Genomic DNA, 17,982 nt, shown 5'->3' with positions numbered 1-17,982 from the left:
TAAAACAGCCTTATTATGAAAATGCTATTATAAAATAATAGGATAAAAATAATAGCGTAATATTAATTAAAGCATCGTTAATTTAAAACCTGAATCTTAATTCCATAAGGTAGCATTGTTGCAGAATGATTCTATCCCTTCTATCTGCCTAATTTTTTCATATTGAATGGTGTGAAAGTCCAAGCTTCAATAAATACTACCTCCCGAATATCTCTGGTAATGGCACTCCAATATCAAACAATACGTCGATTATTAGAAAGAAGAAGAATAAAATAACACAAATGCTTACAACTATCCTTCCATATTTATTAACGTTATCTTTTGTTTTATATTTTTGTTTCTTCTTTCTGTACAAGCCTTGTACTTTTCTTAACTTCTGATTTTTATCTTGTTTCTGAGGGTACATCGGTATCACTCCTGCTCCCTGAATGGTAATTTTGCTCTTTGCGTTGATGAATTAAACTGCCAATTAACAGAATAAAACGTACTTTTTTGTTAAAATATTCTAGCAGTAATTCCCTATTCCTCTTTTTAAATTGTTAACAGCTGGATAACAATCTGAATGGCTCCCTAAATATCGAAGTGACAATGGCTATTGTGGCATGTAATTTCACTTGTTAATTTAGCAACAAAAGCAAAGGTAGCCCTTACAAAGCAAAAATCGAGTACAAATCCTTTGCGATTTGATACTCGATTTTTTGTTACCTCAACTACTTGAATTTAGCTGAAGGTCTTTTTTACATTCAGCCGATCCGTTCAACATCAGCGCTTTTCAACCGCCACAATAAACGGTGGGTGATTCTTCTGATTAATAAATTCATAGCGCAAAACATGAGCTATTGTTTGGTCTATTTCCATTACATAATCCAGCACGTGATTTTTTTCCGCAGCTCCTTCCTCATGACCGTGATAGATCACTAAAACAATCATGCCGCCTGGCTTTAGCATAGAGAAAATTTGTTCAATCGCAGCGATCGTTGTCTCAGGTTTCGTCACGATAGACTTGTCGCCCTTCGGTAAGTAGCCGAGATTGAAAACGGCACCGCTAATGTTTCCATGCCACTGCTTGGGAATGAGTGCAGCAGCTTGTTCGTGACCGGCAAGAAACAGCGTGGCGCGCTCAGTCAACTCTTGTTCAGACAGACGCTTCGCTGTCGCATCAAGCGCCTGCTGCTGAATATCAAAGCCAAACACGCGTCCGTTTTCGCCAACAAGTTTGGCAAGGAAGGCGGTGTCGTTGCCGTTTCCCATCGTTGCATCGATCGCGGCACTGCCTTCAGCTACGGCTTTTTCAAGAAGCAGGCGGGCATAGGGCAAAATTCCATCTAACTTCATTTAACCACCTCTGTCTGATGATACTTTCCTTGATAGCTGTCCCGGCGTTTGAGTTCCGCGTCAATCGCGTTTAACACAGCCCACTTATTCACACTCCACATCGGTCCGATCATTAAGTCAATCGGACCGTCACCGGTAATACGGTGAATGACCATCTCAGGAGGCAAAATCTCTAGCTGGTCGCACACAAGATTTACATAGTCTTCAAAAGGCAGAAACTCCAATAATCCTTTCTCATACTGCTTAACCATTGGTGTTCCCTTTAGCAAATGCAGCAAGTGGATTTTGATTCCTTGCACATCGAGCTTCGCAACAGCTTGTGCGGTTTCCATCATCATGTCGGGCGTTTCTAAAGGAAGTCCGTTAATAATATGGGAACACACTCGAATCCCGTGCTTTCTCAGCTTATTGACTCCTTCGACGTAGGAAGGGAAGTCGTGGGCACGGTTGATGATATTGGCTGTTTTTTCATGAACGGTTTGCAATCCTAGCTCTACCCATAAATAGGTCCGTTCATTTAATTCAGCTAAATATTCCACGACGTCATCCGGGAGACAGTCAGGCCGGGTCGCAATCGATAAACCGACTACACCATCTTGCTTTAACACTGATTCATATTTTTCTCTCAGCTCTGAAACAGGTGCATGGGTGTTCGTGAATGCCTGAAAATAAGCCATGTACTTTCCATTTTTCCACTTTTCATGCATCCGGCCTTTAATGTCGCTGAACTGCTTTTCTAACTCGTCTGCCCGGTTTCCAGCGAAATCCCCTGAACCCGCAGCGCTGCAGAAGGTACAGCCGCCAAAAGCAACTGTGCCGTCCCGATTTGGACAATCAAACCCTCCGTCTAACGCAACCTTAAATACTTTATGTCCGAACTGCTTTCGTAAATGGTAATTCCATGTATGATATCTTTTGTCGTCACTCGCATATGGAAATGGTGAACCCAAAGCTTTTCCTCCTTTTGCGTACGTTCATCTTGTCAGCATAGGAAAAATTTTATCATGAAGACTTCTTTCAGACTAGTGCTAAGAGGCTTTAGATTAGTCAGAATTGTAAGATGCAAAAGTCTATTGCCGGGATGAAAGAAAACCACTACAATATTATTTTGGTACTCGAAATAGTTAAGGAAAAGAGAGAAGGGGAAAGTATGCCAAAAGCAATTTGGCTTTTAGTGATCGGCATGGTGATTAACGTGACAGGTGCGTCTTTTCTATGGCCGCTGAATACGATTTACATACATGAACATTTAGGGAAATCTTTATCGGTAGCGGGAATTGTCCTCATGCTGAATGCAGCAGGAAGTGTCGTCGGCAATCTGCTCGGCGGTGCCTTATTTGATAAAATTGGCGGCTACCGGTCGATTTTATTAGGAACGGTTATTAACCTGTCTGCGTTAGTTGGTATGACATTTTGGCATGACTTTGTGCATTATGTCATTTTCTTGACGATGATGGGATTTGGGGCAGGTATCATTTTTCCGGTGGTCTATGCGCTAGCAGGTGCTGTTTGGCCAGAAGGCGGAAGAAGATCATTCAACGCGATCTATGTTTCTCAAAATGCAGGAATTGCCATAGGGTCAGCATTAGGCGGTTTTGTCGCCTCCTATTCGTTTGATTATATTTTCACAGCAAATCTCGGCATGTTTATATTATTTTTTATCTTAGCAGTGTTTGGCTACCGTCAAATGAGTACGGTAGGGGGAAGAGCGTCCAGTGTGATCAATGAAAGCAAGCCGGTTAAAAATAAAAGCAAGCTTACGGCTTTGTTCATTCTTTGTATCGCTTATATGCTGTGCTGGGTCGGTTATGTGCAGTGGCAGTCCACCATCGCAAGCTATACGCAGGAAATTAATATTAGTTTGAAACAATACAGTTTGCTGTGGACGATCAACGGTGCCCTCATTGTGCTGGGGCAGCCGCTTATCCAATTATTGGTTCGTCCGTTTAAGGACAATTTGAAAAAACAAATGATTGTCGGCATGTTTATTTTTATCATTTCTTTCGGTGTGACTGCGATTGCCGGTGACTTCAAGGGGTTCGTCGCTGCGATGGTAATTATTACGGTCGGAGAAATGCTCGTGTGGCCAGCGGTGCCGACAATTGCCAATCAGCTGTCTCCAAAGGGACGCGAAGGCTTTTATCAAGGCATTGTAAACAGCACAGCGACAGGAGGGCGGATGTTTGGCCCGCTTCTTGGTGGAATGATGGTGGACCTATACGGCATGACAGCACTGTTTATGGCACTGATCGGTCTGCTCATGATTGGATTGCTACTTGCATTCACCTATGACAGACCGCTAAAAAAAGCAGAAAATGCACCATCTGTTCAAACCGCATCTTATTAAGCTTGCAACGGTGGGGAATTTTGTCTAAAATAGTCCTAGAATGACTGTAAAGACGATGATAAGGAGTAGTAGTGGATATCTTCTGTTTGTAGAGAGCTGGCGGTTGGTGAAAGCCAGTCAGGAGATCCGTGAACTCGCCTTTTGAGTTGCAGGTGTGAACATCAGTAGCGTCTGCCGTGGATCCGCGTTAAGGACATAAAGCAGAGTGTCGATTCGGCGCTAATCTGGGTGGTACCGCGGGAAATATACTCTCGTCCCAATTTTGGGGCGGGAGTTTTTTATTATTATGAATTTGCAAGCAAGAGAAAGGGTGTTACATATGAGTTTTAATCATCAGCAGATTGAAAAGAAGTGGCAAAAGCATTGGGAAGAAAACCAAACATTTAAAACAACTGAAGAAGCAGGGAAGCCAAAGTTTTATGCATTGGACATGTTCCCTTATCCTTCAGGAGCGGGTCTTCATGTTGGGCATCCAGAAGGCTATACAGCGACGGATATTTTATCACGCCTAAAACGGATGCAGGGATACAATGTCCTGCACCCAATGGGATGGGATGCGTTCGGTTTGCCGGCAGAGCAATATGCACTGGATACAGGAAATGATCCGGCGCAATTTACGGAGCAGAATATTAATAACTTCCGCCGCCAGATTAAATCATTAGGATTTTCTTATGATTGGGAGCGCGAAATTAATACAACAGATCCCGAGTACTATAAATGGACGCAGTGGATCTTCTTGCAGCTGTATAAAAAAGGTTTGGCTTATGTAGACGAAGTGGCTGTGAACTGGTGTCCGGCACTTGGTACTGTTCTTGCCAATGAAGAAGTCATTGATGGAAAAAGTGAGCGCGGCGATCATCCTGTCGAGCGTCGTCCAATGAAGCAATGGATCTTAAAAATCACAGAATATGCGGACCGCTTGCTTGAAGATTTAGAGGAACTGGATTGGCCGGAAAGCATTAAAGAAATGCAGCGCAACTGGATCGGGCGTTCAGAAGGAGCAGAAGTTACTTTTGCGATTGATGGGTTTGATGAAAACTTCACGGTATTCACGACTCGTCCGGATACACTTTTCGGAGCGACTTATGCGGTATTGGCACCTGAGCATCCGTTTGTAGAGAAAATTACAGCAGAGAATCAAAAAGCTGCGGTTCAAACGTACATCGATCAAATTAAATCAAAAAGTGATTTAGAAAGAACCGATTTAGCAAAAGATAAGAGCGGTGTGTTTACAGGAGCTTATGCGATCAACCCCGTGAATGGCGAAAAAATGCCAATCTGGATCGCTGATTATGTCCTAATGAGCTACGGTACAGGAGCTATTATGGCCGTGCCTGCTCACGATGAGCGTGATTATGAGTTTGCGAAAAAATTCGAGCTTCCGATCAAAGCGGTAGTAGCCGGTGGTAATATCGAAGAAGAGGCGTACACAGGTGATGGTGATCATATCAATTCAGACTTCTTAAATGGTTTGAATAAAGAAGACGGAATTGCTCAAATGATTAGCTGGCTTGAAGAAAAAGAAGTAGGAACGAAGAAGACGACTTACCGCCTTCGTGACTGGCTGTTCAGCCGTCAGCGTTACTGGGGTGAGCCGATTCCAATCATTCATTGGGAAGATGGCACGATGAGTGCTGTGCCTGATGAAGAACTTCCGTTAACATTGCCGAAAACAACCGAAATCAAACCAAGTGGCACGGGTGAATCCCCGCTGGCTAACATTGATGATTGGGTAAATGTAGTAGATCCAGTAACAGGCAAAAAAGGCCGCCGTGAAACAAACACCATGCCGCAATGGGCAGGCAGCTGCTGGTACTATTTACGTTTTATCGATCCGAAAAACAGTGAAGCATTAGCGGACGCTGAAAAATTGAAAGAATGGCTTCCGGTTGATATTTACATCGGCGGAGCAGAGCATGCCGTTCTTCATCTTTTATATGCGCGCTTCTGGCATAAAGTTTTATACGATCTAGGCGTGGTTCATACGAAAGAGCCGTTCCAAAAATTATTTAACCAAGGAATGATCCTTGGAGAAAACAATGAAAAAATGAGTAAATCAAAAGGGAATGTAGTAAACCCTGACCAAATCGTGGAGAGCCACGGGGCAGATACACTTCGCCTATACGAAATGTTCATGGGGCCGTTGGATGCGTCCATTGCCTGGTCCACAACTGGGCTAGATGGAGCGAGACGTTTCTTAGACCGCATTTGGCGTTTATTCGTCCAAGAAAATGGTCAAATTACGGACAAAGTCGTTTCATCTGGAACAGAATTAGAAAAAGTGTATCACCAAACCGTGAAAAAAGTGTCAGAGGATTATGAAGGCCTTCGTTTTAACACAGCTATTTCACAAATGATGGTGTTTATCAACGAAGCGAATAAATCAGAACGCATTCCACAAGAGTTTGCTGAAGGATTTGTAAAACTTCTTGCACCGATTGCACCGCACTTGGCAGAGGAATTATGGGAGAAATTAGGATATAATGAAACAATCAGCTATCAGTCTTGGCCGGCATTTGATGAAACGAAGCTTGTTGATGATGAAGTAGAAATCGTTGTTCAAGTCAATGGCAAGCTGAAAGCGAAGCTGATGATTTCTAAAGAAGCGACACGTGAAGAGATGGAAGAAATCGCTAAATCCGATGAAAAGGTGCAAGAACAAATTGAAGGCAAAACGATCCGCAAAGTGATTGCTGTACCTGGCAAGCTTGTCAATATCGTTGCCAACTAATACCTGGTATAGTAAGACTGTGTGATATTCTTTCAACTTGTGACATTCAATTAAACAAAGGAAGGGTGTTAAGTATGTCAATACCAACAATTACGCCAAATGAATTAAAGGAAAAATTGGCAAATGGCGAAAACCTCGCGATCGTTGATGTTCGTGAACATGAAGAAGTAGCAGAAGGCATGATCCCAGAAGCGAAACATATTGTGATGGGAACGATTCCTGAGCATTTAGATCAATTTGACAAAGAAACGGAATATATTTTCGTTTGCCGTTCTGGACGCCGCAGCGAAAATGTCTGCCATTACATGCAAGACCAAGGATTTAAAGTGCGCAACATGGTTGGCGGCATGCTTGAATGGACAGGAAACACGAAATAAGAACGAAGGAAAACCCGTCAGACAGACATTTGTCCGACGGGTTTTCTTATCATCGAATAAAGTTTATAGATCTGCACAGTCTATAAAAGATTTCTCTTTTGAGAACTCACGTTGATTATATAAAATGAGGTGAGGAAATGAGTTATAAAGATCAATTAGATCCACATTCAGAGCTCTTTCACCATAATTGGACGAGACCGAAACGCCAGAAGTCGCAAGTAAACGGACATACGGAAATGTCTCAAAAAAATATTATTTTAAAAAGATCAACAAAAGCTCACCGTTTTTCTTAAAAACCAAAAAAGAACATCCTTTGGCGGGATGTTCTTTTTTGGTTGGCTTTCGGTGATGTTGTGGGAGTTATTTACTGTAGAATACCCAGTATTATTAAGGGTGTCATTTTTTACTTTATTTTTTCTTCATCCCTAATTTTATCCCAGACAAACTTCATATGTGCTTTAAAAGCGGCTATACATTCTTCAGCATCTCTTTTATATAAAGCATTAAGGATAGGCTCATGAAGTTTTGCTACCTCGTTTAGATTTTTAAAATAAATTTGATTGGTCAAATACCAAATGCGATTAGAAGCAGAACTTAAATTTTCCCATACGTTAAACATAAATTCATGGTCTGCTAATTTGTAAATATAAGTGTGGAAAGCAATATCATGCTTGTTCAGCATTTCAAGATCATTTTCTTTTCCAGCTTGAAGCATATCTTCATATATAGATTTTAATTTTTCTAAATCGTCATCCGTAATATTACTAATCGCCCGCTTAATGGCTAAAGGTTCTACAGCTTCCCTAAAGCTATAAACTTCTTCAATATTCTTCTTTGAAAAATTGGAAACAAAAGTTCCTTTATGCGGATAATGAATGACAAACCCTTCGTTTTTTAACCTGGATAGTGCTTCTCTTACAGGTGCTTGACTTACATTGTAATTTTTGGCGATATCTAATTCTAATAGTCGATCTCCGGGTTTTAAATCCCCCCTAATAATAGAGTCTTTGAGAAGATCACAAACTTGATCAGAAAGGGTATAGCTTTTGACAAGTTTCGGCATAAATCTATGCTCCTTTATATTATATTTTATCGATAATTAATATAACTTTAACTCAAAATTCCAGAATAATCAACATTATTGTTTTTTGACAATTCTAAAAATAATTGATATTGTTTATACATTATCGATAATATATAAAGTGAAAGGTAGGAGGTTAGTAAAATGAACATTCATGTAATTATGAAAAGAACATTTGACACAGAAGAAAAAATTGTAATTGAAAATGGTGCCATAAACGAGTCAGGCGCTGCGTTTATTATTAATCCATATGATGAGTATGCCATTGAAGAAGCGATTCAGCTAAAGGAACACCACGGGGGTCAGGTAACAGTTGTAACTGTGGGTGATCAAGAATCGGAGAAGGAGCTCCGGACAGCTCTGGCAATGGGGGCTGATAAAGCGGTATTGATCAATACACAAGAAGACCTTGAAGAAGGGGATGAATATACAACGGCTGTCATTTTAGCCGAATTTTTTAAGAAAAATGCATTCGATATTATTCTTGGCGGTAACGTGGCTATCGACGGGGGATCGGGTCAGGTCGGTCCCCGCTTAGCGGAATTACTCGATGTACCGTGTGTAACAATGATTACAAAACTTGGTATACATGAAAAAACAGCAGTTATTGAACATGATATTGAAGGAGATATAGAAACCGTTGAAGTTTCACTGCCGCTTTTGGTCACAGCGCAGCAAGGTTTAAATGAGCCTCGCTATCCGTCGCTTCCGGGTATTATGAAAGCGAAGAAAAAGCCGCTTGAAGAACTTGAATTTGATGATCTGGCTCTTGAGAAAGAAGATGTTAAAACAAAAACAATAACAATAGATATGTATTTACCACCGAAAAAAGAAGCAGGAAAAATATTGAACGGCGAGTTAGAAGATCAAGTAATAGAATTAGTAAATTTACTGCACAACGAAGCTAAAGTTATTTAATAAAGGGGAGATATCCATGGCGCGTAAAGTATTAGTGGTCGGTGAAATTCGTGATAATTTACTGCGGAAAGTGTCTTTGGAAGCAGTTGCTGCTGGGAAAACAATCGCAGAAGGCGGGGAAGTGGTTGCCCTTCTCTGCGGAGAAAGTGTCGGTCATCTTGCGGATGAATTGATTATGTACGGGGCAGACCGTGTTGTAACAGCAGAAAACATACAGCTAAAATCGTATACAACGGATGGATTTACACAAGCGGTCATGACAGTCATTGAACGGGAGCAGCCGGAGGGAATCGTTATGGGCCATACAGCGCGAGGGAAGGATCTTTCGCCGCGCATTGCCACAAAACTTCAGGCCGGTCTTGTTTCAGATGCCATAGCTGTCGAAGTTAACGGCGGTGATGTTATCTTTACACGTCCTATTTATTCCGGTAAAGCATTTGAGAAAAAATCCATTACGGAAGGTATTATATGCAGTACCATCCGTCCAAACAATATTACATTACTTGAGAAAGATGAATCTCGTGCAGGAAGTGTAGAATCTGTTGCTGTTGAAATCAAAAGTTTACGTACGGTCATTAAAGAAATTGTTCGCAAAACGTCTGAGGGTGTTGATCTTTCAGAAGCACAGGTTATAGTTGCTGGAGGACGGGGAGTAAAAAGTGCAGAAGGCTTTAAATTACTTGAGGAGCTGGCTGATCTGTTTAGCGGTGCTGTCGGTGCATCACGAGGTGCATGTGATGCAGACTACTGTGATTATTCTTTGCAAATCGGGCAGACAGGTAAAGTCGTGACTCCTGACTTGTATATTGCCTGTGGAATTTCCGGTGCGATCCAGCATTTAGCCGGCATGTCGAATTCCAAAGTCACTGTTGCTATTAACAAAGATGCTGAAGCCCCTATATTTGATGCGGCTGACTACGGTATTGTCGGCGACCTTTTTGAAGTCGTTCCATTGCTGATTAAAGAACTGAAGAAAGAAATTGTGAATGTCTAAGTGTCCAAAATGTTAAGTTAAGGGGAACTGCGCCATTGAATACCTTATTAACGATTAACCTCATCGCATTTCTTATTGTGACAGGCTATGCTGTTTATTTATTTATCTATTTAATTAAAACGCGCTATCAATATATTAAGCAAGGAAAGAAAGTTGAATTTGATAATAAACTAAAAGAACGCTGGGCGCGGGTGAAAGTAAACGTTTTTGGCCAGAGAAAGCTTTTGAAAGATAAAAAAAGCGGGATCATACACATTCTCTTTTTTTACGGCTTTCTTCTCGTTCAATTAGGAGCAATCGATTTTATTATAAAAGGGTTGGTCCCGAGGGCGCACTTGCCACTTGGCCCACTATATCCCATATTTACTCTTTTTCAGGAAATAGTGACGCTGCTTATTTTAACAGCAGTTGTCTGGGCGTTCCATCGCCGCTACATTGAGAAGCTTGTTCGCTTAAAAAGAGGGTTTAAATCAGGACTTGTTCTCATTTTTATTGGCGGGTTAATGGTATCCGTTCTGATTGGAAATGGCATGTCGCTGATTTGGCATCAGCATGAATTATCGATTTATGAACCGGTCGCATCTTTTATTGCATTTATTTTAGGCGGTATAGGCGAAGCGATGGCAATTGGGTTATTTTACATGGCATGGTGGGTTCATTTATTATTCCTGCTGGCATTTCTTGTTTATGTTCCACAATCAAAACATGCACACTTAATTGCAGGACCGGCCAATGTGTTTTTCAGTCGTCTATCTTCTCAAGGAAAACTGGAAAAGATAGATTTTGAAGACGAAACGAAAGAAACATTTGGAGTTGGAATAGTGGAGGATTTTACACAGCATCAGCTAATCGATTTATATGCCTGTGTAGAATGCGGCCGCTGCACAAATATGTGTCCTGCTACTGGCACCGGCAAAATGCTTTCACCGATGGATTTGATTGTAAAACTACGCAATCACCTTACCTTAACTGGTGCCGCTGTTACTTCACAGCAGCCGTGGGTACCATCATTTGCATTCTCCAATACTCAAGGGAATCACATTGCTAAAGGAATTGAATCATACAGTCCGTTAATGATAGGAGAGGTCATTACAGAAGAAGAAATATGGGCCTGTACAACATGCCGAAACTGTGAAGACCAATGCCCGGTCATGAATGAGCATGTCGATAAAATTATTGATATGCGCCGATATTTAGTCTTGACGGAAGGGAAAATGAATCCAGAGGCCCAGCGTGCGATGACCAATATTGAGCGCCAGGGAAATCCGTGGGGATTAAACCGGAAAGATAAAGAGAAATGGCGGACGCTTCGTGATGATATTCATATTCCGACGATGAAAGAGGTAAAGAAATCGGGTGAAGACCCAGAATTTCTGTTCTGGGTTGGGTCAATGGGCGCATTCGATAGCCGCAGCCAAAAAATTGCATTATCCTTTGCAAAGCTGCTGAATGAAGCTAACATTTCTTTCGCCATTCTAGGCAACAAAGAAAAGAATTCAGGGGACACAGCCCGCCGGCTCGGCAATGAGTTTTTATTTCAGGAGCTGACAGCAGCAAACATTGCGGAATTTGAAAAAAATGATGTGAAGAAAATTGTTACGATTGATCCCCATGCATATAATATATTCAAAAATGAATATCCAGACTTTGGTTTTACAGTGGAAGTGTATCACCATACAGAAGTGCTTGACCGATTAATAAAAGAGGGTCATTTAAACCCAAAATATAGAGTAAACGAAACAATCACCTTTCACGATTCTTGTTATCTTGGCCGTTATAATGATGTTTATGACCCGCCACGAGAAATTTTAAATTCGATTCCAGGCATCAAGCTAGTAGAAATGGATCGGCATCGAGAAACGGGAATGTGCTGCGGGGCTGGCGGAGGCTTAATGTGGGTGGAAGAAACCACTGGGAGCCGAATTAACGTGGCAAGAACGGAACAGGCAATGGCTGTCAGTCCAAGTGTGATTGGATCAGGCTGTCCATACTGCTTAACAATGTTAAGTGACGGAACAAAAGCAATTGAATTGGAAGAAACGGTTCAAACAATGGATGTGGCAGAAATCTTGGAGAAATCAATTGTGAAGGTCCCTGTCAATGCATAAGGCGTTAAAATAATAGGGTGTCTCAAAGTCATTTGAGACACCCTTAATTGGTTTAACCGAATAATGAGAAATCAATTCAAAAAGCAATGCCCCGGCTGGTGTTAACAGCTCAGCAGAGGCATTGCTTTTTCTTTATTCAAATAAATTGGGAAGAAACGTAGAAACTTGTGGAAATAAAATGATCACAAGGAGTGCGAGCAGCATCGACAAAATAAACGGTATGACCGCGATGGATATGCGCTCAATTGACAGCTTGGATATACCGGATGCAACAAACAAGTTTAAACCAACGGGCGGCGTTAATAAGCCAATTTCAGCTGCTAAAACTAAAACAATTCCAAAATGAATCGGATCGATACCTAGCTGTGTCACAACAGGAAGAAAAAGCGGTGTGAGAATAATAAGTATAGAAAGAGTTTCCATAAACGTACCAATGAATAAAACAAGTAGCGCTATTAGTAATAGAACGACTAATGGATTAGTTGATATAATCATAATTTGATTTCCAATAATGGTTGGAATTTGATAGATCGAGATAAGCTTTGAAAAAGCTGCGGCCGTACTTAGAATAATTAATATGGCTCCAGTCATCATAGATGATGAAATTAACGACTGTTTAATTCTTTGCATATTAAGTTCTTTATAAATAAAGATACCAATAAGTAGAGCATATAAAACAGCAATAACAGCTGATTCAGTAGGCGTAAAAATTCCTCCGTAAACACCGCCTAAGATAATAACAGGAGTAAGAAGAGCCCATTTGGCTTCCCAAAAAGTACTTCTAACTTCCGACCAATTAATCTTTTCCCCGCTGCCTTTATATCCTTTTCTTTTAGAGATAATCATAACCGAACCGATTAAAAAGATTACAGCAACAAAGCCTGGACCGAACCCAGCTAAAAACATATCACTGATTGAAACATTAGCTAAAATCCCGAAAATGATTAAAGGGATAGAAGGTGGAATTAAAATTCCCAGTCCACCGCCTGAAGCAGAAACAGCAGCAGAAAATCCCGGGTCATATCCTTTCTTAACCATTGCTGGATACATAATAGTTCCAATAGCCGCCACGGTGGCAGGAGAAGAGCCTGATAATGCCGCAAAGAAAAGGCAGGCTAGCATCGTCACAAGGGCTAATCCCCCTGTAAACGGTTTCATGAATGAGTTAGCAAAACTAATCAGCCGGCCTGATAGACCGCCTGTTTCCATTAAAGAACCTGCTAAAATAAAAAACGGAATGGCCATAAGGGGAAAAGAGTCAAGTGCTGTAAATGCGCTTTGTGTCAAGAAAGCTGCTGGAATGTCGGAAATAGTTAATGCAACTGTAACAGCGATGCCAATGGCAATGGCAATCGGTATTCCAATAAACAGGGAAGCTAATAAAACGGAACCTAACGCAATACTTGCGGTCATTTTTGGATTCCCTCCTTAAGTAAAGCACTATTAATATGCTTGTTATATTCATTGAGTTTTGACGGCTGTTCCAGGGTAAGGACATTTTCAAGAGTTTCTTCATCAATCTTCTCTCCAGCTGCTCTTCTTAGCATGTTTTGGATAATGCGGATAGACATGAGCATGAACCCAATTGGGATAATCGTATAAATGTAACCCATGTTGATTCTAGTAACAGCAGACGTTTGAATAGAACCCATCATCTCTCTTGCCATGCTCGCTCCATAAAAAATCATATATATATTGAAGGCCAGCCAGCAAAGGTCTGAAAAGTAAAAGATTTTGTTCCCAAGTTTCTTGGAAAGGATTTTTTGCCCCATTTCCATTTTTAAATGTTGGTTATGCTTGGCCGCAAGTGAAATAGAGATATAGACAAGCCAGATAAAAACGAAACGAGCAAGTTCTTCAGACCATTCTAATGGAAGATTAAAAATAAATCGTGAGAAAACCTGCAAGCTTACTAAAAGAACCATTAGAGAAAACAAAGAGATGCAAACATATTCTTCAAAGTTACGATCAATCCTTTTTACGATATCCTTCATTATTAAAAACTCCCCCTCTTTCGAATTAATTAGACTATTCCAAATCTTACACTGTATTATATTTTATCGATAATACAAAGTAAAGGAAAAAATTTAATTTTAAAATTATTTTGACAATTATAAAAAATGTTGATATGGTTTTATTATAGATTATCGATAATATATTTTTTTCTTTTTAATGGAGGTGGATAAAAGCGTATTTAACATCATTTAAACCATTGCTAAAAGGACGAACATTATGAGTGAGGGGGAGATTACTATTAAAAAGCAAAAAAGTTTAATCGTATTTGTATTGATCCTTATGTCAATCGTGTTGGCAGCTTGTTCAGGAGAAGAGACCAAAAGTTCTCAGTCTTCTAATAGTGGAGGTTCAGAGAGCGGTGGAGAAGTCGTCATAAAAATTGGTTCTGTCAATAATGAAAAACATACGCTTTTCAAAGGGTATGAAAAATTTAAGGAACTTGTTGAAGAGGAGACTGGGGGAAAGATTAAAGTCAAGATCTATCCAAATGGTCAGTTAGGTGATGACCGAACGATGATTGAAGGCCTTCAATTTGGAACGCTGGAAGCAGTAGGGGTTTCTACATCTATGCTGGCCAACTGGGCGCCGCCGATGCTTGCATACGATTTGCCATTCGCTTTCCCTGATAATGAAACCGCGTACAAGGTCCTTGATGGTGCTTTTGGAGAAAAAGTTGGAAAGCTTCTTGAAAAAGAAGACTTAGTTCTTCTCTCTTATATGGAAAATGGCTTCCGTCAATTAACGACAAGCAAAAAGGAAGTTAAAACAGCAGATGACTTAAAGGGTCTAAAAATTAGGACAATGCAAACCCCAGTACATCTTGAAACATGGAAAAAACTTGGTGCATCACCGACCCCTATGGCTTACACAGAATTATTTACAGCGATGCAGCAGGGTGTAATTGATGGACAGGAAAATCCCTACGGAAACATGGCGATGGATAAGTTTTATGAAGTGCAGAAGTATTTAACAGAAACAAATCATGTATACAATCCGATGGGCCTTGTTATTTCAAAAAAATTCTTTGACGCCCTAAGCGAAGAAAATCAAAAAGTTGTAAAAGAGGCAGCAGTTGAAGCGGCGGCTTACCAGCGTGACCTAAATCAGAAAGAGAATGAAGGATATAAACAGACGCTTATTGATAATGGCATGAAAATTACTGAGCTGACGCCTAAAGCAAAAGAAGAATTTTCAAAAGTCACTCAAAGTGTATATGACGACTTTAGTAAAGAGATCGGAAAAGAGTACATGGACGAGTTTTTAGCCGAGGTTGAAAAAAACAAATAAAAGTAATGTGAAGCAGTTGCGTTTTGCAGTGCTCTTTGTGATAGAGAGAGTTACATAGAGCACTGATCAGTTACTAATGACATTGATCAGGAGGATATATATGAACTTATTAAAAGATTCTTTTGAATTTGGCTTACATACGCAAATTCATTTCGGCGTCGGACGTCTTCAGGAACTGGCTGACATTATTAAGAAAAGCAACTATGCGAGAGTACTTATTTGTACAGATAAAGGAATTGCGAACTCAGGAGCACTTGAACGGTTGGAGAGGATTTTGAAAAATGGTGAAATTCAATATGAAGTCTTTGATGAAGTGGAGCCAGATCCGACAATCAGAGTCGTGAAAAAAGTTGAGAAAATCTTTACCGATTCACAGTGTGAAGCCATTATCGGTTTTGGCGGCGGCAGTTCGATTGATACTGCCAAAGGAGTCTCGATTGCAGCAGCAAACCCTGGCGATTTAACTCAATTTGAAGGGAAAAATCAAGTGCCGAACAAAGGGCCGGATGTAATTGCTATTCCGACCACAGCCGGTACAGGATCAGAAGTCACACATGCAACCGTATTAAAAGATGAAGAACGAAAATACAAAATGGGTATCCTCAGTGAACATTTGCACCCGAAAGCAGCAATATTAGATCCTGAATTGCTGACCACTTTGCCAAGGGGGCTGGCGGCGGTTACAGGAATGGATGCATTAAGTCATGCAGTTGAATCGTACACATCCAACCAAGCACAGCCAATTACAGAAGCACTTGGCTTACATGCCATTGAATTGATTGGAAAATGGCTTCGTCCATTTGTGGCTGACCGAACAAACATTGAAGCAGCATCTCATATGATGATGGCGAGTACCATTGCCGGCGCAGCATTTATTTGGGGAAGGGTGGCAGCAGTTCACGCATTATCTCATCCACTTGGCGGACGATATAAAATTGCACACGGATTGGCAAATGCCCTTTTACTGCCTGTTGTAATGGAATACAATTTGAGCTCCAATTTCCAAAAATTCAAGCGAATTGCGGATCAGCTTGGTGAAAACACCCATGGTTTAAGTGATCGGAGCGCAGCTGAATTAGCTGTTAAAGCGGTACAGAATTTAACAGCAGATCTAGATATTCCAAAGACTTTGACAGGCATCAATGTTGAATTGTCAGATGACGAAATTCAAGTCGTTGCAGAGGAAGCTTTTAAGAGCGGCATCGCCAATGCCAATCCTAAACAAGTAACCGTAAAGGATTTAGCATCAATTATCAAAACAATTAAATAAGGGGTGGGATAATGGTTATTGTTCAAAAATCTACTATTACAGTAAACAATTATATTGGCGGAAAATGGGTGCCATCTTCAAACAATGAAACATACAAAAGGGAAAATCCAGCAAATATTGAAGAAACAATTGTCATCGCACCAAACTCAACAGAAGAAGATGCGGATCATGCAGTAGAAGCAGCTCATGAAGCTTTTCAATCGTGGTCAAAGGTACCTGCGATTACACGTGGAAAATACCTTTATCAATTTGCAGAAGTGTTAGAAATGCATAAAGAAGAAGTAGCGGAATTATTAACAATGGAGCAGGGCAAACCTCTAGCTGAATCACTTGGTGAAATTAATAAAACAATCAATGAAATTCGCTATACAGCCGGTGAAGCGTCAAGGTTATCCGGTGAAACACTTCCGAGTGAACGGCCAAATGTCGACATTCGGACCATTCGCGTACCTAAAGGAGTTATTTTAGCCATCTCTCCATGGAACTTTCCTTTAGTTACTCCGCTTAGGAAAATAGCTCCGGCATTGGCAGCAGGGAATACAGTTGTCTTTAAGCCGGCAAGCATAACGGCTGCAATGGGCGCTAAAATCATTGAATTGTTTAAAAAATCCGGACTGCCGGAAGGTGTATTAAATTTAGTGATTGGTTCGGGGCGTCGTGTAGGCAACCAGCTTGTCAATCACCCGAAAGTGCGAGGCATTACTTTTACCGGTTCAACGAGTGTCGGTTCCAGCATCTATGAACAGGCGGCCAAGCGCTTAGTCCAGGTTCAGCTGGAGATGGGCGGAAAAAATGCGGCGATCATTTATGACTATTCCGATATTGAAGGTGCGGTCAACCAAATTGTTCCTGCAGCATTTGCGAATGCCGGACAAAGATGCACATCCATCAGCCGGGTCATCGTAAGCGAGGCAGAGGAAGAAAAGACTGTAAAAGCTTTAAAGAAAAAAATAGAAGAATATGTAATTGGAAATGGCATAGAAGCGGGAATTACCATGGGACCTTTAGTCTCGGAGGATCAGCTTGCAACGACACATTCCTATGTTGAGATCGGACAGAAGGAAGGTGCACAACTAGTGACAGGCGGTCAAGCGGTCACATTGAAAACGGAGGGATATTATTACCAGCCGACGCTGTTTGCGGGTGTAAAACCAGAGCATAAAATTGCGAAAGAAGAAATTTTCGGCCCGGTTCTGGTCGTGCTGACAGCATCCAGCTTTGACGAAGCCCTTCAAATTTGCAACGACAATGAATATGGTCTTGCCGCTTCCTGCTTCACCGACAACAAATCATATCAGACGACATTTGTAAACGGAGCCCAGGCAGGCATGCTTCATTTAAACAACGGAACGATTAGCGAATCTCACGCGCCATTTGGAGGGCTGAAACATTCAGCTATCGGTCCATATTCAATTGGAAGCACAGCCAAAGATTTCTTTACGGAATTAAAAGTTATTTACGATGCCTATTAAGTGGGTGAACGGCGCTATATATATCAGTAGATTAAGAGGAGGATTT

At 40.9% G+C, this 17,982-nt stretch carries 15 protein-coding genes and 1 other annotated feature; of the genes, 10 read left to right on the top strand and 5 right to left on the bottom strand.

Annotation, left to right across the window (positions count from 1 at the left end; genetic code table 11):
• Positions 1-762: 762 nt before the first annotated feature.
• Positions 763-1,335, bottom strand: a complete 573-nt coding sequence (mnmM, locus tag JOC78_RS13085) for a tRNA 5-(aminomethyl)-2-thiouridylate-methyltransferase MnmM (protein WP_204556612.1) — start codon at positions 1,333-1,335, stop codon at positions 763-765.
• Positions 1,332-2,285: a tRNA modification radical SAM protein MnmL/YtqA gene (mnmL, locus tag JOC78_RS13080; RefSeq protein ID WP_204556611.1), complete on the bottom strand. Its 954-nt coding sequence runs from the start codon at positions 2,283-2,285 to the stop codon at positions 1,332-1,334. Before mnmL ends, mnmM begins: the two co-directional genes overlap by 4 nt.
• A 200-nt stretch (positions 2,286-2,485) precedes the next feature.
• On the opposite strand from mnmL, the gene JOC78_RS13075 reads away from it, so the two are divergent.
• From JOC78_RS13075 to JOC78_RS13060, 4 genes are all read left to right on the top strand, one after another.
• Positions 2,486-3,682, top strand: a complete 1,197-nt coding sequence (locus JOC78_RS13075) for an MDR family MFS transporter (RefSeq protein ID WP_204556610.1) — start codon at positions 2,486-2,488, stop codon at positions 3,680-3,682.
• Between the two features lie 46 nt (positions 3,683-3,728).
• Positions 3,729-3,944: a binding site (T-box leader), on the top strand.
• 57 nt (positions 3,945-4,001) lie between these two features.
• A complete protein-coding gene (gene leuS / locus JOC78_RS13070) occupies positions 4,002-6,413 on the top strand; it encodes a leucine--tRNA ligase (RefSeq protein ID WP_204556608.1) in 2,412 nt (803 codons plus the stop codon).
• Between the two features lie 74 nt (positions 6,414-6,487).
• Entirely contained in the window at positions 6,488-6,790 is a 303-nt protein-coding gene (locus JOC78_RS13065; RefSeq protein WP_204556606.1) for a rhodanese-like domain-containing protein, read from the top strand.
• Positions 6,791-6,927: 137 nt separating this feature from the next.
• On the top strand, positions 6,928-7,083 hold the full coding sequence (locus tag JOC78_RS13060; RefSeq protein ID WP_204556604.1) for a YpzG family protein: 156 nt from the start codon (positions 6,928-6,930) through the stop codon (positions 7,081-7,083).
• A 110-nt stretch (positions 7,084-7,193) separates the two neighbouring features.
• Here JOC78_RS13060 and JOC78_RS13055 read toward each other — a convergent pair whose 3' ends face one another.
• Positions 7,194-7,853 (bottom strand): GntR family transcriptional regulator, encoded by a 660-nt coding sequence (locus tag JOC78_RS13055; RefSeq protein WP_204556603.1) that lies wholly within the window; start codon positions 7,851-7,853, stop codon positions 7,194-7,196.
• Between the two features lie 162 nt (positions 7,854-8,015).
• Here JOC78_RS13055 and JOC78_RS13050 point away from each other — a divergent pair, with 162 nt between their 5' ends.
• From JOC78_RS13050 to JOC78_RS13040, 3 genes are read left to right on the top strand one after another with little or no spacing between them, the layout of a single operon-like run.
• Complete coding sequence (locus JOC78_RS13050) at positions 8,016-8,789, top strand: electron transfer flavoprotein subunit beta/FixA family protein (RefSeq protein WP_204556602.1); 774 nt, start codon at positions 8,016-8,018, stop codon at positions 8,787-8,789.
• A gap of 16 nt (positions 8,790-8,805) precedes the next feature.
• Positions 8,806-9,783: an electron transfer flavoprotein subunit alpha/FixB family protein gene (locus tag JOC78_RS13045; protein ID WP_204556601.1), complete on the top strand. Its 978-nt coding sequence runs from the start codon at positions 8,806-8,808 to the stop codon at positions 9,781-9,783.
• 35 nt (positions 9,784-9,818) lie between these two features.
• The gene (locus tag JOC78_RS13040; RefSeq protein ID WP_204556600.1) at positions 9,819-11,891 is read left to right on the top strand and encodes a (Fe-S)-binding protein; all 2,073 of its coding nucleotides are present in this window, start codon (positions 9,819-9,821) and stop codon (positions 11,889-11,891) included.
• 132 nt (positions 11,892-12,023) lie between these two features.
• On the opposite strand, the gene JOC78_RS13035 is transcribed toward JOC78_RS13040, so the two are convergent.
• Entirely contained in the window at positions 12,024-13,304 is a 1,281-nt protein-coding gene (locus tag JOC78_RS13035; RefSeq protein ID WP_204556599.1) for a TRAP transporter large permease, read from the bottom strand.
• Positions 13,301-13,885 (bottom strand): TRAP transporter small permease, encoded by a 585-nt coding sequence (locus JOC78_RS13030; RefSeq protein WP_204556598.1) that lies wholly within the window; start codon positions 13,883-13,885, stop codon positions 13,301-13,303. The genes JOC78_RS13035 and JOC78_RS13030 overlap by 4 nt, the downstream gene beginning before the upstream one ends.
• Positions 13,886-14,123: 238 nt before the next feature.
• Between JOC78_RS13030 and JOC78_RS13025 the strand changes: the two genes are divergently transcribed.
• The 3 genes from JOC78_RS13025 (at position 14,124) to JOC78_RS13015 (ending at position 17,936) form a co-directional block, all read left to right on the top strand.
• Entirely contained in the window at positions 14,124-15,194 is a 1,071-nt protein-coding gene (locus JOC78_RS13025) for a DctP family TRAP transporter solute-binding subunit (protein ID WP_204556596.1), read from the top strand.
• A 100-nt stretch (positions 15,195-15,294) separates the two neighbouring features.
• Entirely contained in the window at positions 15,295-16,464 is a 1,170-nt protein-coding gene (locus JOC78_RS13020) for an iron-containing alcohol dehydrogenase (RefSeq protein ID WP_204556595.1), read from the top strand.
• An 11-nt stretch (positions 16,465-16,475) separates the two neighbouring features.
• The gene (locus tag JOC78_RS13015; RefSeq protein WP_204556594.1) at positions 16,476-17,936 is read left to right on the top strand and encodes an aldehyde dehydrogenase family protein; all 1,461 of its coding nucleotides are present in this window, start codon (positions 16,476-16,478) and stop codon (positions 17,934-17,936) included.
• Positions 17,937-17,982 lie beyond the last annotated feature (46 nt).

It is taken from the genome of Bacillus ectoiniformans (genome assembly GCF_016908875.1).
Classification (GTDB): domain Bacteria; phylum Bacillota; class Bacilli; order Bacillales; family Domibacillaceae; genus Bacillus_BX; species Bacillus_BX ectoiniformans.
The sequence above is the reverse complement of the archived record's forward strand: the minus strand, read 5'-3'. Positions and strand labels throughout refer to the sequence as shown.